Below are 16,242 nucleotides of genomic sequence, written 5' to 3' on the forward strand. Positions count from 1 at the left end.
GAAAAACCGGGGCTCAAAGCTACTGCGCCGCCCCAAGCCTGACAAGTCTTGTCATACCGGCAGTCGTAAGCGCTTGGCCCCAAGGGCCTTGGGCACTAGACTGGCGGCCTTTTCACCGACCGATACTGATGTAGAGCCATGGCCGCCAAAGTCGAACCTTTCTGGATACGCAAAACCCTTGAACACCTCGACCAGGAGGAGTGGGAGTCGTTGTGCGACGGCTGTGGCCTGTGCTGCCTGCAAAAGCTTGAGGATGAGGACGACAACAGCGTCTATTACACGCGCATCGCCTGCAAGCTGCTGGACCTGAACACCTGCCAGTGCACCGACTACCCCAACCGCCGCGCCTCGGTGCCTGATTGCATCCAGCTCACGCCGGGCCAGGCCGATCAGTTCAAATGGCTGCCGCCGACCTGCGGCTACCGCTTGGTCAGCGAACGCAAAGACCTGCCGCTGTGGCACCACCTGGTTTGCGGCGACCGTGATGCCGTGCACCACGAACGCATTTCCCAGTCCGGCCGAATGCTCGCCGAAGGCAGCGTGCCCGAAGACGACTGGGAGGATCACCTGATCTTTCGCGCAGGCTGAAAAAGGAGTGTGTATGACAGTGGCAACCAAGCTGGCGGCCTCTTTCGTGTTGCTGGCGCTGAGCCTACCCGCGTGGTGCGCGAAGAAAGTCGACCTCGACTATCACGTCAAACTGCTGCCCCAGAGCGATCAGGCCGAAGTACGCGTGAGCCTGTCCCAGGGCTCGGCGGTGCGCAGTCTTGACTTCGACCTGGGCCACGACGGCGACTACAGCGACTTCAAGGCCGATGGCCAATGGCGCGTCAGCGGGCACCGTGGCCTGTGGCAACCCAGCGCCGACAAAGCCAGCCTGACCTACCGTGTACGGCTCACTCACGCTCGCAAACCGGGAATGTATGAAGCGCGGATGACGCCGAGTTGGGCGCTGTTTCGGGGTGAAGACCTGGTGCCGACGGCGCGGCTCGACCAGCAGGACGGCGTGGAGCTGGTCTCGCGCTTGATATTCGAGTTGCCGGCAGGCTGGAAAAGCATCGAGACGCCCTGGCCGCGTATCGGCAAGAACAAATTCCGTATCGACAACGTTTCCCGGTTGTTCGACCGGCCTACGGGCTGGATGCTCGCCGGCACGCTGGGCAGCCGCCGCGTGCGCCTGGGGGAGACCGAAGTCACCGTCGCCTCGCCCAAGGGCCAGGCCATGCGGCGCATGGATGTGTTGACGTTGCTGACCTTTGTCTGGCCCCAGGTTGACGCTGCGTTCCCGCGCCACCCGGCCAAACTGCTGGTGGTGGGCGCCAGCGACCCGATGCGCCGTGGCGTGTTTTCGTCCCGCGACTCGATCTACCTCAGCAGCCGCACGCCGCTGGTGAGTGAAAATGGCAGTAGCCCGTTGATTCGCGAAGTGGTGCAAGCCATCGGCCGCTTCAACGACCACCACAGCAGTGACTGGATCGGCGAAGGCTTGGGGGAGTATTACGCCATTGAACTGGTGCGGCGTGCCGGCGGCATCACCGATGAGCGCTACGCCGCGATCCAGGCGCGATTGAGCAAGGAAGGCAAAGACGTCACCACGCTCAGGGGCGAGCATGTCAGTGCGGCAACCGTGGCGCGGGCGGTGGTGGTGTTGCAGGAGTTGGATCGCGAGATTCGGGTGAAAACCCACAACAAACGTTCGCTGGATGACCTGGCGCAGGCGGTGATGCGTGCGAACAGCATCACCACTGCGGAGTTTGTGCAGCTGGCGGAGAGTGTGATCGGCGAGTCGTCGGTGGTGCTGGACACCAAGCTACTGCGCTGAGCTTAAGCCATACACCCATCAAAAATGTGGGAGCGGGCTTGCTCGCGAATACGGTCTGTCAGTTAAAGATGTACTGACTGATACACCGCTTTCGCGAGCAAGCCCGCTCCCACATTTGGATCTCCAACTGATCGCAGAAGTGTACTAGTCGGCCGTTTTAGTGGCCTTCTCAGCCGCCACTTCCGCCTTGGTCTTCAGGTTTTTCAACTCTTGCCCGGCCCGCTCGATCTTCGTGCGCACGCTGTTCATTTCCTGGCGGCCCTGCTCCAGCTTGTCTTTGAGCGAGCTGTGCCCGGTGACGCCGCGCACCAGCGCCACACCCCCAATCGCCACCTGAATCAGGCCGAAGATCCCGCCACGGCGCAGGCCTTTGCCGACCATCATCACGCCGCCGGCTACCGAACCGATGCGTTCCCAACCGTGCACATTTTGGGTGGGCTGGGTGTCAAAGGGCGCGTGTTCGATGATAGGTCGCAGGATTTTGCTGTCGCTCATGATCTGTCTCCAACAAGGGCAAGTGTTAGTAGCTGACTGTTTGCAGACGCCGGATGTTCCCGAAAAATCAGTATTTGGGGCCCGAGCGGGTGTTGTTGCCCTTGGCCAGTCGGTCGTAGAGCACCACATTGACGGTGGCGGCGAGGTTCATGCAGCCGGTGGTCGGGATGTACACCACGTCTTCACACCAGTCGCGGATCTCTTTGTCGAGGGAGCCGTCTTCGGGGCCGAAGATATACAACGCGCGGTCGGGGTGGGTGTATTCCGGCAGTGGGCGGGCGCCCTCGACCAGTTCTACAGCCACCGGAATACAGCCCAGCGGCAGGATTTTTTTCAGGTCGTCGATGCCGATCAACGGAATATCGTGGTGGACCTTCTTGGTGTCGGTGATGAAGTCCCGGGCGCGCTCGTAACGCACGCCGGTGTAGAACACCGAGGCCACGCCGTAGCAACCGGCGGCGCGCATCACCGAACCGACGTTTTCGGGGGATTTGGGGTTATACAGACCGATGCAGCTGTAGCGTTTATTGCCCACGGGGAAGGGTGCCTTGGAGAAAAACGGCGATTATACGGCCTGGGAGCGATGTCGTGCTTGGGCCATCGCTATCGCAGGCAAGCCAGCTACCACCATTGGAATGTGTTCCCCTGTGGGAGCTGGCTTGTCTGCGATGGTGGCCGTACAGGCAGCGACGAACGTCAGTCGTCTTTCTTCATCAACCCCGCCAACGCCGCAAACGGGTTGTGCGTGGCCTTGGCAATGGTCGGGCTGCTGGTGGAGCCTTCGCCGAAATACTGCTGGTCGGTGTAGCGCGAGTGTTCGTTATCGTGGCAGTACAGGCACAACAGCTCCCAGTTGGAGCCGTCCTGGGGGTTGTCATCATGATTGTGGTTGCGGTGGTGCACGGTCAGCTCGCTCAAGCGTTTGCCGGCGAATTCACGGGCGCAGCGGCCGCACACGTGCGGGTACATTTTCAAGGCTTTGTCGCGGTAGCCCATTTCCCGGTCGCGCTGGGCATCGGCGAGGATGCGGTCCAGCTTGGCGGTGTGGGAGGGCGGGTTGGTCGAGCTCATCATGGCTCCTGGCTATTTGGTGGGTCACGGATAACATAGATTCTAGCCGCTCGCGCTGTAAAACACCGCTGGCTTTTTCAGCAACGGTACAGCCTGGCAGCGGCAATCGTTTGTAGTATCGGATCACGCCATTCACCGGGATCTGAAATTTATGCGTCTGCACACATGGACCGTTGCACTCCTGCTCTGCGCCTTGACGGCTCAAGCCCACGCGTTCTCCACGCCCAAGCCCGGCCAGGTGATCGAGGTGTCCCTTGAACAACTGCACCCGACTCAGGCCGTGGTGGGGTTCGACCAGATTGACTACAGCCTGGGGCTGTTCGCCGACAAGCCCGCCAAGGTGTTCGACGAATACTGTGAAACCAACGGGCAGGGCGCCGCCGACAACGTACCCAAAAAGGCCGACTTGCACCAACCGGCGAGCTTCACCTGCAAGGACCCGGTGGGCACTCACCCCGAGGACATGAAAACCGTGGTGGTCGGCCCCGCAGGCCAGCTGTACCTGACCGACGGTCACCACAGCTTCACCACCTTGTGGGAAGTGCCCGGCGGTGGCCCTCAGTTGAAAATGTGGGTCAAGGTGACCGACGATTTCAGCAACAGCCCTGACCTGGCCACGTTCTGGCAACGCATGGAGGCTGCCCGCAAAGTCTGGCTCAAGGACAACCAGGGCCGCACCCTGCCACCTGCACAGTTGCCGGCGCACTTGGGCTTCAAGAGCTTGCAGGACGACACTTTCCGCAGCCTGGTGTATTTCACGCGCAAGGCCGCCTACGGCAAGCCGGACGATGGCGCGATCGCACCGGAATTCCTGGAGTTTTACTGGGGCAACTGGCTACGCACGCAAATTGATTTGAGCGCTTTCAACCTGAACAAGAAGGGCGGCTACAAGGACGCAATTGAAGCCGTGGCCAAGCGCATGGTCAGCCTGGCACCGGGCTCACAGGTCGGTGACAGCGGTTTTACCGCCCATCAATTGGGCGGCATGACCACGCTTGACCAACGTGAGCTGGAAAAGACCTTCGACAAAAAAGTGCCGTACTTGATTGATTATCGCAAAGCCCGTAACTGACGGGGACCCTAAATGTGGGAGCTGGCTTGCCTGCAATGCTGTCACCTCGGTGTATCCGGCGTACCGAGTTGAAGCCATCGCAGGCACGCCAGCTCCCACAGGGGAGTCGCGGCTCAGCCCTTGAGCTTTTCGGCAACCCAGATGGTATGCCGGGTGCCCTTGTTGCCATGGGCAAACACCTGCACTTCCTCGGCCTTGAAACCGGCTTTGCGCAGTTTGTCGCTGAACAGCTTGTCGGCGCTGGCGGACCATACGGCGAGCACGCCTTTGGGGCGCAGGGCCTTTGCGCACGCAGCCAGGCCACCGGCGGAGTAGAGCCAGCTGTTGGCTTTTTGCGTGAGGCCTTCGGGGCCGTTGTCGACGTCGAGCATGATTGCGTCAAAACCCTGAGGCTCGGCCTGCAGCACGTTGGCCACGTCTTCCATGCGAATCACCGTGCGCGGGTCGAGCAGCGGGCGGCCGGATTTTTCGCCCAGCGGCCCACGGTTCCATTCCACTACGCCGGGCACCAACTCGGCGACGACCACTTCGGCGGTCTTGCCCAAGTGCTTGAGGGCCGAGGCCAGGGTAAAACCCATGCCTAACCCGCCGATCAACACCCGCGAACCCGGGCGCCCGGCGACTTTACGGCAGGGGATTTCCGCCAGCGCGTCTTCGGAACCGTGCATGCGCGTGTTCATCAACTGGCCGCCATCGCCGCCCTGGATCTTGATGACAAAATCCTCGCCGTATTCGAACAGGCACAAGGCGCCGCCGTTGTCGGGGATCGGAGTGGTGTCCAGCAGAACGAAACGTTTCATGGAAATCTCATTGGGAAGGGCATTCTTGCGCGGTTGGGAGTAGCCTTACGATATTCCGGTCAGGCCATGGAGCCATCGATGAAGTGCAGCATTCTAACGGTCATTGTGTTGAGCGCGCTCACCTTGGGCGCGGCGCAGGCGCAAGAGGTGCAAACCGTGCCGGTCGCACCCGCGCCAACCCCCGGTGCGCCGGGCACGCCAACGCCGACGCTGTATCCGCAAGTCACCCCGCCTGTCGCGCCCAAAGCCACGGCGAACGGTTCACCTGCATTGGTGCCGATCGTGTTACCGACACCGCCAAAAGATCAGACGGTGCCTGGCCTGCTGCAAAACGACAGCAAGCCAAAGACCCCTGGCGGTTAAAACTGTTGAGACAGTAATTGCCCGTCGGCCATGCGCAGGCGCTTGGACAAGGCAATGGCAATCGCGCGGATGATCTTGGCCGCCACCCTGGGGGCTTCGTTGAGCATTTTTTCCAGGGAATCCTTGCCCAGGTTCAGCAACACGCTGTCACTTGCCGCGATGCAACTGGCAGAACGCCGTTCGCCATCCAGCACCGCCATCTCGCCAAACGCCCGGCCACTGCGCAGGGTGGCGATGGTGAGGCGCTGGCCTTCGTGGTTGGTTTTCTGCACGGCCACCTGCCCACTGTGGAGGATGCACATAAAGGTGCCGGCATCGCCTTCAAGGAAAATCACCTCGCCCTGGGCAATGCTGCTGATATTGAAGTAGCCCGCCGCCACGTGAAAATCTTCCGGCAACAAGGGGTCGAACAGGCCGCAGTCCATAAGCATGTCGCGGATTTCATTGTTGAGTAATGTGGGTTGGGGCATGACTAATCTTGATCCATCAATCGAGTAGGCGGTCCTGTGTTCAGACAGGACCGCCGCGCTAAGTTCCTAAATCAACCCCAGCGCCTTGAACACAAATGCATATTCGAGCGCTACGTCACGTAATCCCTGGTAACGGCCGCTCATGCCGCCGTGGCCGGCGCCCAATTCGGTCTTGAGCAGCAGCAGGTTGTCGTCCGTCTTGGTGTCACGCAACCTGGCCACCCACTTGGCCGCTTCCCAGTACTGCACGCGGCTGTCGTTGTACCCGGCGATCACGAGCAGGGCCGGATAGGCCTGGGCACTGACGTTTTCGTAAGGCGCATAGGCCTTGATGCGCTCATACACCTCAGGTTCTTCAGGGTTGCCCCACTCGTCGTACTCGGTGATGGTCAGCGGCAGTTCCGGGTCGAGCATGGTGTTGAGCACATCGACGAACGGCACTTCCGCAATGGCCGCCTGGAACAGCGCCGGGCGCTGATTGAGCACCGCGCCGATCAACAGGCCGCCCGCACTGCCGCCGCTGATAGCCAGTTGCTTGGAGGTGGTCAGCCCCTCGGCGATCAAGTGCTCGGCGCAGGCGATAAAGTCGCTGAAGGTGTTTTGTTTGTGTTCCTGCTTGCCGTTGCGGTACCAGGCTTCACCCAGCTCACCGCCACCGCGTACATGCGCGATGGCAAACGCCACGCCCCGGTCCAGCAGGCTCAGGCGTGCATGCGAGAACCACGGGTCGAGGCTTTGGCCGTAGGCGCCGTAGCCGTACAGGTACAGCGGCGTCGGCTGGCCCAGTTGGTCGCGCTTGACCACCAGGCTGATCGGCACTTGGGTGCCATCGGCCGACGTGGCCCACAGACGCTGGCTGACGTAGTCGTCGGCGTTGAACACGCCAAGCACCGGGGTTTCCTTGAGCACGACTTGCGCGCCTGTCGCCAATTCAAGCTGACGCACCTGGGCCGGGCGGTTCAGGGCTTCATAACGCAGGCGGATCTTGTCGCTCGGGAATTCCAGGCTGTTCTGTACATAAAGGCTGTAGGCGGCGTCAGGCAATTCCACCCGATAGGTAGGCAGGCCCTGTGGGTGCACTTCGATCACCGGCAGGCCGCCGATGCGCAGGCTCAAGGTCATGGCGCTGGCGTTGAGGGTCACGCCATCGAGCATCACGTCATCGCTGTGGGGGATCAGGTTTTGCCACTGGTCTTCGGTCGGCACACCGCCGGTATCGGCGGCGACGAACAGCGCGTAGTTGATGCCGTCACGGTTGCTGCGGATAAACCAGGTCCATTCGCCGTCGCGCATGCCGTGGTCGACATCGTATTCATGGTCCTCGACCCGTGGTGCCAGGCAGGTGAAGTCCAGGTGCGGCTGGTCGGCGTCCAGGGCCCAGATTTCGCTGGTGGTCTTGCTGCCCAGGGCCAGCAGCAACTGGCGCTCGGAGCTGGAGCGGTAGCAATGCAGGAAGAAGCGTCCGTCAGGCTCGTGGAACACTTCCTGCGCCGCCGTTCCGTCCAGGCGGTAGCGATACAGTTTGTGCGGGCGGTGGGTGTCGTCCAGCTCGCCGAAGAACAGGGTCAGGCTGTCATTGGCCCACGTCATGCTGCCGTCGCAGTCTTCAAACTCCAGTTCGCTGACTTTACCGGTGGCCAGTTCCTTCACGTACAGGGTGTAAATCTCTTCACCGCTGGTGTCGAGGCTGTAGGCCAGGCGCTGGTGGTCGGGGCTGATGCTGAACGCGCCGAGGGAGAAAAAGCCGCCATTGGCCAGCACGTTGGGGTCGAGCAGCAGTTCTTCGCTGCTTTCGTCCACCGCATTGCTGTCATCCGCCGGGCGGCGGCAACGGTAGTGGCGGGCATATTCGTCACCCGCAGTGGTGCGCGTGTAATACAGGTACGGCCCCCACGGCGAGGGCAGGGACAAGTCGGTTTCGAGAATGCGCCCCTTGATCTCTTCGAACAGGCTTTCGCGCAGGTCTGCCTGGTTGGCGAGCTGCGCTTCCTGCCAGGCGTTTTCGGCTTTGAGGTAATCGAGGACTTCAGCCGTGTCACGCGCCTGCAGCCAGGCGTACGGGTCCTGGCCTTCGGCCTTGCGAGCAATCGGGGCGGCAGTGATGTGGGGCGATGAAGGCATGGACTACTCTCTGTCTGGCGGATGGTGGCAGGCATTGCAGCCGAGACACGCAAAAGCCGTTATCATAGCCGCCTGTTTGCCTACCTTGCCATGGACACCATGACCGAGAACGACTATCTGACCGCTTGGGGCCTTTACGCCTTCGCCGCTTTGGGCTGCCTGTTGGTATGGTGGCGCATGACCCGCTGGATCTGGCGCTGGCTGCGCGAGCCGCTGCAATTGCTGATGGCGGTGCTGCTGTTCAGCCCGACCATCGTCGACCCGGTCAAGACCCAGTTCGCACCGGCGGTGGCGATTACCGCCCTGGACCTGGTGCTGCATGTCGGTAATAACGCCTGGCGCGCCATCTCCGACCTGTTTATGTACACGATGATCGCGTTAGGCGTGTATATCGTCTTTGTGTTGATCCGCTGGCCCATCGAGCGCGCCGCCAACGCCCGCCGTGAGCGCAAGGCCGCTGCCGATGCGGCGCTGGCCGCCGAGCCCGTGGACGAAGACGACGAGCCCTACCGCCGCCCGGCGCCGGTCGGCGGTATGCGGGTCGAACCGCGCCTTTAACGTTGTACGCCCTGCAGCGAGAGCCCTGGCATGTGTGAATTATTGGGCATGAGTGCCAACGTCCCCACCGATATCGTGTTCAGCTTTACCGGGCTGATGCAGCGGGGCGGGCGTACCGGCCCCCACCGCGACGGTTGGGGCATCGCCTTTTACGAAGGCCGTGGCCTGCGTCTGTTCCAGGACCCGGCCGCCAGCAGCGAGTCGGAAGTGGCGCTGCTGGTGCAGCGTTACCCGATCAAAAGTGAAGTGGTAATTGGCCATATCCGCCAGGCCAATGTGGGCAAGGTGAGCCTGGCCAATACCCACCCGTTCGTGCGCGAGCTGTGGGGCCGCAATTGGTGCTTCGCCCATAACGGCCAACTGGCGGACTTCAACCCCCGCGCCACGTTCTACCGCCCGGTAGGCGACACCGACAGCGAAGCGGCCTTCTGTGACCTGCTCAACCGTGTGCGCGAAGCCTTCCCGGAACCGGTGGACATCGAACAAGTACTGCCGGATTTGATCGCCGCCTGCGCCGAATACCGCAGCAAAGGCGTGTTCAACTGCCTGCTCAGCGACGGTGACTGGCTGTTTTGCTACTGCTCCACCAAATTGGCGCAGATTACCCGGCGCGCACCCTTTGGCCCGGCGCGTTTGAAAGATGTCGACGTGATCGTCGATTTTCAGGCCGAAACCACGCCAAATGATGTGGTGACGGTCATTGCTACCGAGCCGTTGACCGACAATGAAAACTGGACCCGCTACGAACCGGGCCAATGGAGCCTGTGGCGACGCGGTGAATGCGTCAGCCAGGGCATCACCGAGTAAGGATATCGACCATGTTGCTGAGTTATCTGCGGTTGGTGCTATTTGCGATTGGCTTGTTGGTCGGCGTGCAGGTGCCGGGGTTTATCAACGACTATGCCAAACGCGTCGAGGCCCACCTGATCGAGGCCCAGACCGGCCTCAGCGGGTTTGAAAGCACCGCACGGCAGTTCTTCAATGGTGACTTGAAGGCGCTGGTGGCGCATTACCGCGCCAGTGATGACCCGGTGTTCCAGAGCGATGCCAACAGCCTGGGCACCTTGCTCGATCGCCAGGTGGCGTTGGACAAGCAATTCCAGGCCATGCAAGGGCCGTGGTACATCCGCGCCCTGCAAGTGGCGGTGGCCGCCGACCCGGCCATTCGCCTGGAAACCTGGAACGGCTACAGCTACCAGATCCTGCTGACGCCGGAAGCCATGGGCTGGGGCCTGGGCGGGGCGATGTTGTTGTCGTTCGGCATCGAGTGCCTGTTCCGCTTGATCGACTGGGTGGTGTTGGGCGGCAAGCGCCTGCGCCAGAGCCGGCCGATTGAAGAGCGTGACCTCAAAGGCCTCTAAAGACTGTCGCAAATCTAACTGTGGGAGCGGGCTTGCTCGCGAATGCGGTCTGTCAGTTAATTCATGTGTTGACTGATACACCGCTTTCGCGAGCAAGCCCGCTCCCACATTTGTATCCGGTTTCTTCAGTGGCTTAGCACCATGTGCTGTTCACCCACCTCCTCGGCATACCGCGCCACGACCTTCTGGCACAGCCCGACAATCTCCTCCACCAGCTCCACCCCGACACGCCACGACACCACGACCTGCAAGTTCGGCAGCTTCTGCGCCATCGGCAACATCACCAATTCCCCGCGTGCCAATTCCTCGCTGACCAGCACCGGCGGCAATGCGCCAATCCCGAAACCATCGCGCAGCAAGCGGGTGATGGCCGACACCGAATTCACACAGTTCATGCGTGGGGCGGCGACGCCGTTGGCCTGCATCAGGCTCAGTACGTCCTGGTGCGGGTGGGAGTTTTTCGAGTAGGTGATGATGCGCTCCTGGGCCAGTTCGGCGAGGGAGGCGTAGTCGCGGTTGTAGAGGGAGTGGCTGGCGACGATCCAGGCCATGGGATGGCTGGCCAGTTCCAGGCTGCGCACCGTTTCGAGGCGCAGCAAGTCGGTTTGCAGGATCAGGTCGAGGAAGCCTTTTTGCAGCTGATCGCTGAGGTTAAGCGCGGTATCGGCGACTAATTCGATTTCCACCAGGGGAAAGTGGTCCATCAATTCAGCGACCAGCGGGCTCAGCCAGGTGTGGATGACCGTGTCCATCGCGCCGATCCGAATCCGCCCGACCTTGCTGCTGGTGGTTTCCAGGGACTGCTTCAGGCCCTGCATGGTCACCATCATCTGCTCGGCGTAATCGAGCACCTTCAAGCCGTCCGGGGTCAGGCTCACGCCGCGCGAATCGCGCAGAAACAGCTTCACGCCCAGCTCGCTTTCGAGCACGGCGATACGGCTGGAAATCGAGGCCTGGGTGGTGAACAGCTTCTCGGCCGTCAGGCGAAAGCTCTTGAGCTTGGCCACCCAGACGAAGGTTTCGAGGAACTTCAAATTCATGGGATCAACTTTTCTTATGCATGGATCGGTTTTTATTAGTTGGACGCCGCACCGGGCAAACGCCAAAAATCGAGCTATTCCACGATAAGCGTCGTTGGGGTGTGAGGACAAGTTGCGCGTTTTGCGTAAAAAATCCCACACTACAAAAACTATAAAGCCTACAGGAGCACCCACCGTGAGCCGTCTGCTACTGAATTGCGACATCGGCGAAAGCTTTGGCAACTGGACCATGGGTCTGGACGCCGAGGTCATGCCGTTCATTGATTGTGCCAACGTGGCCTGCGGCTTCCATGCCGGTGACCCGAGCATCATGCGCAAGACCGTCAGCCTGGCCCTCAAGCACGGCGTGCAAGTAGGGGCGCACCCGGCGTACCAGGACCTGCAAGGGTTCGGTCGGCGCTCAATGGCTTATACCGCCGATGAAATCCAGGACCTGTTGCACTACCAGATCGGTGCCCTCGACGGCATCTGCCGGGCGCAAGGCGGGCGGGTCAGCTACGTCAAACCCCATGGTGCGATGTACAACGACATGATGGCCAACCCGGCGCAATTGCGTGCGGTGATCCAGGCCGTGGCTGCCTATGGCGACTTGCCGCTGATGCTGCTGGCCACCCGCGACAACAGCGCCGCCCAGGCGTTGGGCGACGAATACGGCGTGATCCTGTGGTTCGAAGCCTTCGCCGACCGTGCCTACGACCACAAGGGGCACCTGGTTTCCCGCCAGTTGCCGGGCGCCGTGCACCACGACTCCGACATCATCGTGCAGCAAGCCCTGACTATTTCCCGTGGCGAAGCCTTGACCGCCAGCGACGGCAGCGCCCTGGTGTTGCAGGCCAATACCCTGTGCGTGCACGGCGATAACGCCAGTTCGGTCGCCGCGGTGCAGCGCATTCGCGAGGCGTTGAAGCCAGCATGAAGCCACGCATTGAAGTGGTGGCGATTGATTGCCTGATGGTGCGTCTGTTCGATGTGATTGCCGAAGCCAATATGCCGTGGATGCTCGCCGCCACCCAGCGTCTGCGCGAGGGGTTCGGCGCGGCGCTGGTGGATCTGGTGCCGTCCTACACCACGCTGATGGTGCATTACGACCTCACTGCGTTGAGCCCGGCCCAGGCACGGGAACTGATTGGCCAGGCGCTGACCGACCTGCAACCCCAGGCCCAGGGCAGCGGCCAGTGCCACGTGCTGCCGGTGTGGTACGACCTGAGTGTCGGCCCTGAACTGAACCTGCTCAGCCAGCGCAGCGGCCTGGCGGTCGACGATGTAATCCGTCGCCACAGTGCCCACGAATACCAAGTGTTTGCCCTCGGTTTTGCTCCCGGTTTCGCCTTTATGGGGCTGGTGGACGAGATCCTTGCCACGCCACGGCTGAACACCCCACGTAAACGCGTGGCCGCCGGCAGCGTCGGCATTGCCGAACGGCAAACTGCCGCCTACCCGGTGGTATCCCCCGGTGGCTGGAACCTGATCGGCCGCACCCCGGCCAAGCTGTTCGACCGCGAACGCGACGGCTACAGCCTGATGCAGCCCGGCGATACGGTGCGCTTCGAAGCCGTCGGCCACGCCGAATTTATCAACCTGGGTGGCGATGACACGCCGTTGGAGGCGCAGGCATGAGCCGCTTGTCGATCGAGGCCAGCACGCCGCTGTGCCTGTTGCAGGACACCGGCCGTTTTGGCGTGCGGCACCTGGGCGTGACCCAGGGTGGCGCGCTGGATTGGGTGTCGATGTCCTGGGCCAATTGGCTGCTGGGTAATGCCCTGGATAGGCCAGTGGTGGAAATCACCTTGGGCGGGTTTACCGTGCAAGCCGAGGAGTATTGCTTGCTGGCGTTGGCCGGTGCGGATTTGGGCGCGTATATCGATGAGCGTGCGATCAGCCCCGGGCGCAGTTTTATCCTGCAAAAGGGTCAGCGTTTGCGCTTTACCCAGCCGTTCAACGGTGCGCGCGCTTATCTGGCGGCACCGGGCGGTTTTGATGCGCCGGCTGTGCTCGGCAGTTGTGCCACGGTGGTACGTGAAGAGTTGGGCGGGGTGGACGGTTTCGGCAAGGCGTTGGCCGTGGGCGGGCGGTTGGCTTATTCCGGTGTGGGCGGGGCGATGAAAGTGCTGAGTGCGCCTGATTTGCCAGCCAAGGCGCCACTGGAGGTGATAGTCGGCGCACAGATCGGCCAGTTCAGCGGGCAGAGTTTGTTCGATGCGTTCAATACTGAATGGGTCCTCGACAGCCGTGCAGACCGCATGGGCATGCGTTTGCTGGGCACGCCGTTGCAGTATCAGGGGCCCTCGTTGATCTCTGAGGGCATTCCGCTGGGGGCCATCCAGGTGCCGCCGGATGGGCAGCCGATTGTGTTGCTCAATGACCGGCAGACCATTGGTGGCTATCCGCGATTGGGCGCGTTGACGCCGTTGGCGCTGGCGCGGCTGGCGCAGTGCCTGCCAGGGGAGAAGGTGCGCTTGGTGCCGGTGGTGCAGGAGACGGCGCATCGGCAGCATGTGGAGTTTTTGCAGCGCTTCACCGCGGGCTAAAGATCACCGCAACCCAACATGTGGGAGCGGGCTTGCTCGCGAATGCAGGGTGTCAGTCAGTCCATCAATAACTGACCCACCGCTTTCGCGAGCAAGCCCGCTCCCACATTTGCCTCTGCGTTTACTTGGAGAGAAAGCGCATCCCTTCTTCCAAGCCGCGCAAGGTCAGCGGATACATCTGATCCTCCACCAACTCCCGCACAATCCCTGTCGACGCCGTATACCCCCACGTGTCCTTCGGGTACGGGTTTATCCAGATCAGCTTCTTGTACTTGGCCATGAAGCGCTGCATCCACACATACCCAGGCTCTTCATTCCAGTGCTCGACGCTGCCGCCGGCCTGGGTGATTTCGTAGGGCGCCATCGACGCATCGCCGATAAAAATCACTTTGTAGTCAGCGCCGTACTTGTGCAGCAAATCCTGGGTGGAGGTGCGCTCCGATGTGCGGCGCTGGTTGTTCTTCCACACCGATTCGTACACGAAGTTGTGAAAGTAGAAGTACTCCAGGTGCTTGAACTCGGTCTTGCAGGCCGAGAACAATTCTTCGCAGATCTTCACATGGGCGTCCATCGAGCCGCCGATGTCGAACAGCAGCAATAGCTTGATGGTGTTACGCCGCTCCGGGCGCATCTGGATATTCAGCAACCCGGCGTCGCGGGCGGTGTGGTCGATAGTGCCGTCGATATCCAGCTCTTCGGCCGCACCCTGGCGCGCGAATTTGCGCAGGCGGCGCAGGGCGATCTTGATGTTGCGCGTGCCCAGTTCCACTTGGTCGTCGAGGTTCTTGTACTCGCGCTGGTCCCAGACTTTCACCGCTTTGCCCTGGCGCTTGCCGGCGTCGCCGACGCGAATGCCTTCCGGGTTGTAGCCGCCGGAGCCGAACGGGCTGGTGCCACCGGTGCCGATCCACTTGTTGCCGCCGGCATGGCGTTCTTTCTGTTCTTCCAGGCGTTTCTTGAATTCTTCAATCAGCTTGTCCAGGCCGCCGAGGGACTGGATCTGCGCGCGTTCTTCATCGGTCAGCGAGCGTTCGAACTCCTTGCGCAGCCAGTCCTCGGGGATCAGCGCCTGCAGGTGGTCGTCGAGCTTTTCGAGGCCGTTGAAGTAGGCGCCGAACGCCCGGTCGAACTTGTCGAAATGCCGTTCGTCCTTCACCAGGATTGCCCGGGCCAAGTAGTAAAACTCGTCCATGTCGGCGAAGACCACGCGCTGTTTCAGCGCATTGATCAAGTCGAGCAGCTCGCGCACCGACACCGGCACCTTGGCTGCACGCATCTCATTGAACAGGTTGAGCAGCATTATCGATTACCGCGACGGCTCATGAACGCCAGACGCTCCAGCAATTGCACGTCTTGCTCGTTCTTCACCAAGGCCCCGGCCAGCGGCGGGATGGCTTTGGTGGGGTCGCGTTCGCGCAGCACGGCTTCACCGATATTGTCGGCCATCAGCAGTTTGAGCCAGTCGACCAGTTCGGAGGTGGACGGCTTTTTCTTCAGGCCTGGCACTTTGCGCACGTCGAAAAACACGTCCAGCGCTTCGCTGACCAGGTCTTTCTTGATGTCGGGGTAGTGCACATCGACGATCTTTTGCAGGGTCGTACGGTCGGGGAAGGCGATGTAATGGAAGAAGCAGCGGCGCAGGAACGCGTCCGGCAGCTCTTTTTCGTTGTTGGAGGTAATGATGATGATCGGGCGTTTCTTGGCCTTGATGGTCTCGTCGATTTCATAGACGTAGAACTCCATCTTGTCGAGTTCTTGCAACAGGTCGTTAGGGAACTCGATGTCAGCCTTGTCGATTTCATCGATCAGCAGAATCACCCGCTCCTCGGACTCGAAGGCCTCCCAGAGCTTGCCCTTCTTCAGGTAGTTGCGCACGTCGTGCACTTTGTCCACGCCCAGCTGCGAGTCGCGCAGACGGCTTACCGCGTCATACTCGTAGAGGCCCTGATGCGCCTTGGTGGTGGACTTGATGTGCCAAGTGATCAGCTTGGCGCCGAAGGATTCGGCCAGTTGTTCGGCGAGCATGGTCTTGCCGGTGCCGGGCTCGCCCTTGACCAGCAATGGCCGTTCCAGGGTGATGGCGGCGTTCACGGCCAATTTCAGGTCATCGGTAGCAACGTAGGCCTGGGTGCCTTCGAACTTCATCGGTCATTCCTCGCATTCATCAATGCCCGGACTATACCGCGCAGCCCCGGCGACTGTGAACGCAGACGGGTTATTCAGTCTCTGAATGGCTGGTCACGGGTGACCGCTAGCGGTTTTTTTCCAACGCATACGCCCGCGCATCGGCTTTATCCCTGAGCTTGCTGCCGCCCCACAGGGCGAGAGCTGCTAAAACCAGTGTGCCCAGGCTTATGAGGATCATCTGGCCGGCCATCGGCCCGCCGTCCATGGCGAATATCGCTATTCGCACACAGCCCGAAAAGGCCCAAAGATAACCAAGAATTGTCAGTATCCAGCCGCAGATGCGCATTTTAGTGTCCTTACTAGTCGTTGGAATTTACTCGGCGGTACGATAAACGAGGGCTCGGTGTTTCACCA

20 protein-coding genes are annotated in these 16,242 nt (G+C 61.2%); 10 read left to right on the forward strand and 10 right to left on the reverse strand.

From position 1 onward, the window contains the following. Positions 1-138: 138 nt before the first annotated feature. A complete protein-coding gene (locus ACLBW8_RS14375) occupies positions 139-588 on the forward strand; it encodes a YcgN family cysteine cluster protein (protein ID WP_064451354.1) in 450 nt (149 codons plus the stop codon). Between the two features lie 13 nt (positions 589-601). Beyond that, positions 602-1,822 (forward strand): hypothetical protein, encoded by a 1,221-nt coding sequence (locus ACLBW8_RS14380; protein ID WP_447805630.1) that lies wholly within the window; start codon positions 602-604, stop codon positions 1,820-1,822. Positions 1,823-1,966: 144 nt separating this feature from the next. Here the strand turns inward: ACLBW8_RS14380 and ACLBW8_RS14385 are convergent, their stop codons facing one another. The 3 genes from ACLBW8_RS14385 to ACLBW8_RS14395 all read right to left on the reverse strand — a co-directional run bounded on the left by ACLBW8_RS14385 (position 1,967) and on the right by ACLBW8_RS14395 (position 3,388). Then, positions 1,967-2,317 (reverse strand): YgaP family membrane protein, encoded by a 351-nt coding sequence (locus ACLBW8_RS14385; RefSeq protein WP_064451356.1) that lies wholly within the window; start codon positions 2,315-2,317, stop codon positions 1,967-1,969. A gap of 67 nt (positions 2,318-2,384) precedes the next feature. Beyond that, positions 2,385-2,852 carry an RNA methyltransferase gene (locus tag ACLBW8_RS14390; protein WP_003189607.1) on the reverse strand — a complete coding sequence of 156 codons (468 nt, stop codon included), beginning with the start codon at positions 2,850-2,852 and terminating at the stop codon, positions 2,385-2,387. Between the two features lie 161 nt (positions 2,853-3,013). Continuing rightward, positions 3,014-3,388, reverse strand: a complete 375-nt coding sequence (locus ACLBW8_RS14395; RefSeq protein ID WP_003210675.1) for a YajD family HNH nuclease — start codon at positions 3,386-3,388, stop codon at positions 3,014-3,016. 151 nt (positions 3,389-3,539) lie between these two features. Between ACLBW8_RS14395 and ACLBW8_RS14400 the strand changes: the two genes are divergently transcribed. Continuing rightward, positions 3,540-4,460 carry a ParB/Srx family N-terminal domain-containing protein gene (locus ACLBW8_RS14400; RefSeq protein WP_262667301.1) on the forward strand — a complete coding sequence of 307 codons (921 nt, stop codon included), beginning with the start codon at positions 3,540-3,542 and terminating at the stop codon, positions 4,458-4,460. Positions 4,461-4,573: 113 nt separating this feature from the next. Here ACLBW8_RS14400 and ACLBW8_RS14405 read toward each other — a convergent pair whose 3' ends face one another. Next, the gene (locus ACLBW8_RS14405) at positions 4,574-5,260 is read right to left on the reverse strand and encodes a spermidine synthase (RefSeq protein ID WP_447805631.1); all 687 of its coding nucleotides are present in this window, start codon (positions 5,258-5,260) and stop codon (positions 4,574-4,576) included. A gap of 78 nt (positions 5,261-5,338) precedes the next feature. On the opposite strand from ACLBW8_RS14405, the gene ACLBW8_RS14410 reads away from it, so the two are divergent. Next, positions 5,339-5,623: a hypothetical protein gene (locus tag ACLBW8_RS14410; RefSeq protein ID WP_053255010.1), complete on the forward strand. Its 285-nt coding sequence runs from the start codon at positions 5,339-5,341 to the stop codon at positions 5,621-5,623. Here ACLBW8_RS14410 and ACLBW8_RS14415 read toward each other — a convergent pair. Together ACLBW8_RS14415 and ACLBW8_RS14420 are read right to left on the reverse strand one after the other, a co-directional pair. Further along, entirely contained in the window at positions 5,620-6,093 is a 474-nt protein-coding gene (locus tag ACLBW8_RS14415) for a cyclic nucleotide-binding domain-containing protein (protein ID WP_064451359.1), read from the reverse strand. The two genes, ACLBW8_RS14410 and ACLBW8_RS14415, sit on opposite strands and share 4 nt — an antisense overlap. 66 nt (positions 6,094-6,159) lie before the next feature. Further along, a complete protein-coding gene (locus ACLBW8_RS14420; protein ID WP_447805632.1) occupies positions 6,160-8,214 on the reverse strand; it encodes a S9 family peptidase in 2,055 nt (684 codons plus the stop codon). 21 nt (positions 8,215-8,235) lie between these two features. On the opposite strand from ACLBW8_RS14420, the gene ACLBW8_RS14425 reads away from it, so the two are divergent. From ACLBW8_RS14425 to ACLBW8_RS14435, 3 genes are read left to right on the forward strand one after another with little or no spacing between them, the layout of a single operon-like run. Next, the gene (locus tag ACLBW8_RS14425) at positions 8,236-8,772 is read left to right on the forward strand and encodes an MFS transporter (RefSeq protein WP_221294215.1); all 537 of its coding nucleotides are present in this window, start codon (positions 8,236-8,238) and stop codon (positions 8,770-8,772) included. A gap of 30 nt (positions 8,773-8,802) precedes the next feature. Further along, positions 8,803-9,579, forward strand: a complete 777-nt coding sequence (locus tag ACLBW8_RS14430; protein ID WP_064451362.1) for a class II glutamine amidotransferase — start codon at positions 8,803-8,805, stop codon at positions 9,577-9,579. A gap of 11 nt (positions 9,580-9,590) precedes the next feature. Further along, positions 9,591-10,133, forward strand: a complete 543-nt coding sequence (locus ACLBW8_RS14435; protein WP_064451363.1) for a DUF2937 family protein — start codon at positions 9,591-9,593, stop codon at positions 10,131-10,133. Positions 10,134-10,258: 125 nt separating this feature from the next. Here the strand turns inward: ACLBW8_RS14435 and ACLBW8_RS14440 are convergent, their stop codons facing one another. Then, positions 10,259-11,173 (reverse strand): LysR family transcriptional regulator, encoded by a 915-nt coding sequence (locus tag ACLBW8_RS14440; RefSeq protein ID WP_414188450.1) that lies wholly within the window; start codon positions 11,171-11,173, stop codon positions 10,259-10,261. Positions 11,174-11,348: 175 nt separating this feature from the next. Here ACLBW8_RS14440 and ACLBW8_RS14445 point away from each other — a divergent pair, with 175 nt between their 5' ends. The 3 genes from ACLBW8_RS14445 to ACLBW8_RS14455 are packed head-to-tail and all read left to right on the forward strand — an operon-like array spanning position 11,349 to position 13,701. Next, positions 11,349-12,089 (forward strand): 5-oxoprolinase subunit PxpA, encoded by a 741-nt coding sequence (locus tag ACLBW8_RS14445; protein ID WP_064451365.1) that lies wholly within the window; start codon positions 11,349-11,351, stop codon positions 12,087-12,089. After that, complete coding sequence (locus tag ACLBW8_RS14450; protein WP_262667304.1) at positions 12,086-12,790, forward strand: 5-oxoprolinase subunit B family protein; 705 nt, start codon at positions 12,086-12,088, stop codon at positions 12,788-12,790. Before ACLBW8_RS14445 ends, ACLBW8_RS14450 begins: the two co-directional genes overlap by 4 nt. Beyond that, on the forward strand, positions 12,787-13,701 hold the full coding sequence (locus tag ACLBW8_RS14455) for a 5-oxoprolinase subunit C family protein (RefSeq protein ID WP_447805633.1): 915 nt from the start codon (positions 12,787-12,789) through the stop codon (positions 13,699-13,701). Before ACLBW8_RS14450 ends, ACLBW8_RS14455 begins: the two co-directional genes overlap by 4 nt. 121 nt (positions 13,702-13,822) lie before the next feature. On the opposite strand, the gene ACLBW8_RS14460 is transcribed toward ACLBW8_RS14455, so the two are convergent. From ACLBW8_RS14460 to ACLBW8_RS14470, 3 genes are all read right to left on the reverse strand, one after another. Beyond that, the gene (locus ACLBW8_RS14460) at positions 13,823-15,001 is read right to left on the reverse strand and encodes a vWA domain-containing protein (RefSeq protein ID WP_064451368.1); all 1,179 of its coding nucleotides are present in this window, start codon (positions 14,999-15,001) and stop codon (positions 13,823-13,825) included. After that, complete coding sequence (locus ACLBW8_RS14465; protein ID WP_003210690.1) at positions 15,001-15,846, reverse strand: AAA family ATPase; 846 nt, start codon at positions 15,844-15,846, stop codon at positions 15,001-15,003. The genes ACLBW8_RS14460 and ACLBW8_RS14465 overlap by 1 nt, the downstream gene beginning before the upstream one ends. Before the next feature lie 106 nt (positions 15,847-15,952). After that, positions 15,953-16,174: a hypothetical protein gene (locus ACLBW8_RS14470; protein ID WP_064451369.1), complete on the reverse strand. Its 222-nt coding sequence runs from the start codon at positions 16,172-16,174 to the stop codon at positions 15,953-15,955. Between the last annotated feature and the right edge of the window lie 68 nt (positions 16,175-16,242).

It is taken from the genome of Pseudomonas sp. M5A4_2d (genome assembly GCF_053345295.1).

Excerpts from the sequence above, each read along its gene's own strand:
- ACLBW8_RS14385 (WP_064451356.1), bottom strand. The coding sequence starts at position 2,317 with ATGAGCGACAGCAAAATCCTGCGACCTATCATCGAACACGCGCCCTTT.
- ACLBW8_RS14450 (WP_262667304.1), top strand. The coding sequence starts at position 12,086 with ATGAAGCCACGCATTGAAGTGGTGGCGATTGATTGCCTGATGGTGCGT.
- ACLBW8_RS14455 (WP_447805633.1), top strand. The coding sequence starts at position 12,787 with ATGAGCCGCTTGTCGATCGAGGCCAGCACGCCGCTGTGCCTGTTGCAG.
- ACLBW8_RS14380 (WP_447805630.1), top strand. The coding sequence starts at position 602 with ATGACAGTGGCAACCAAGCTGGCGGCCTCTTTCGTGTTGCTGGCGCTG.
- ACLBW8_RS14375 (WP_064451354.1), top strand. The coding sequence starts at position 139 with ATGGCCGCCAAAGTCGAACCTTTCTGGATACGCAAAACCCTTGAACAC.
- ACLBW8_RS14400 (WP_262667301.1), top strand. The coding sequence starts at position 3,540 with ATGCGTCTGCACACATGGACCGTTGCACTCCTGCTCTGCGCCTTGACG.
- ACLBW8_RS14440 (WP_414188450.1), bottom strand. The coding sequence starts at position 11,173 with ATGAATTTGAAGTTCCTCGAAACCTTCGTCTGGGTGGCCAAGCTCAAG.
- ACLBW8_RS14420 (WP_447805632.1), bottom strand. The coding sequence starts at position 8,214 with ATGCCTTCATCGCCCCACATCACTGCCGCCCCGATTGCTCGCAAGGCC.
- ACLBW8_RS14425 (WP_221294215.1), top strand. The coding sequence starts at position 8,236 with ATGGTGGCAGGCATTGCAGCCGAGACACGCAAAAGCCGTTATCATAGC.
- ACLBW8_RS14435 (WP_064451363.1), top strand. The coding sequence starts at position 9,591 with ATGTTGCTGAGTTATCTGCGGTTGGTGCTATTTGCGATTGGCTTGTTG.
- ACLBW8_RS14470 (WP_064451369.1), bottom strand. The coding sequence starts at position 16,174 with ATGCGCATCTGCGGCTGGATACTGACAATTCTTGGTTATCTTTGGGCC.
- ACLBW8_RS14405 (WP_447805631.1), bottom strand. The coding sequence starts at position 5,260 with ATGAAACGTTTCGTTCTGCTGGACACCACTCCGATCCCCGACAACGGC.
- ACLBW8_RS14395 (WP_003210675.1), bottom strand. The coding sequence starts at position 3,388 with ATGAGCTCGACCAACCCGCCCTCCCACACCGCCAAGCTGGACCGCATC.
- ACLBW8_RS14465 (WP_003210690.1), bottom strand. The coding sequence starts at position 15,846 with ATGAAGTTCGAAGGCACCCAGGCCTACGTTGCTACCGATGACCTGAAA.
- ACLBW8_RS14460 (WP_064451368.1), bottom strand. The coding sequence starts at position 15,001 with ATGCTGCTCAACCTGTTCAATGAGATGCGTGCAGCCAAGGTGCCGGTG.
- ACLBW8_RS14430 (WP_064451362.1), top strand. The coding sequence starts at position 8,803 with ATGTGTGAATTATTGGGCATGAGTGCCAACGTCCCCACCGATATCGTG.
- ACLBW8_RS14410 (WP_053255010.1), top strand. The coding sequence starts at position 5,339 with ATGAAGTGCAGCATTCTAACGGTCATTGTGTTGAGCGCGCTCACCTTG.
- ACLBW8_RS14415 (WP_064451359.1), bottom strand. The coding sequence starts at position 6,093 with ATGCCCCAACCCACATTACTCAACAATGAAATCCGCGACATGCTTATG.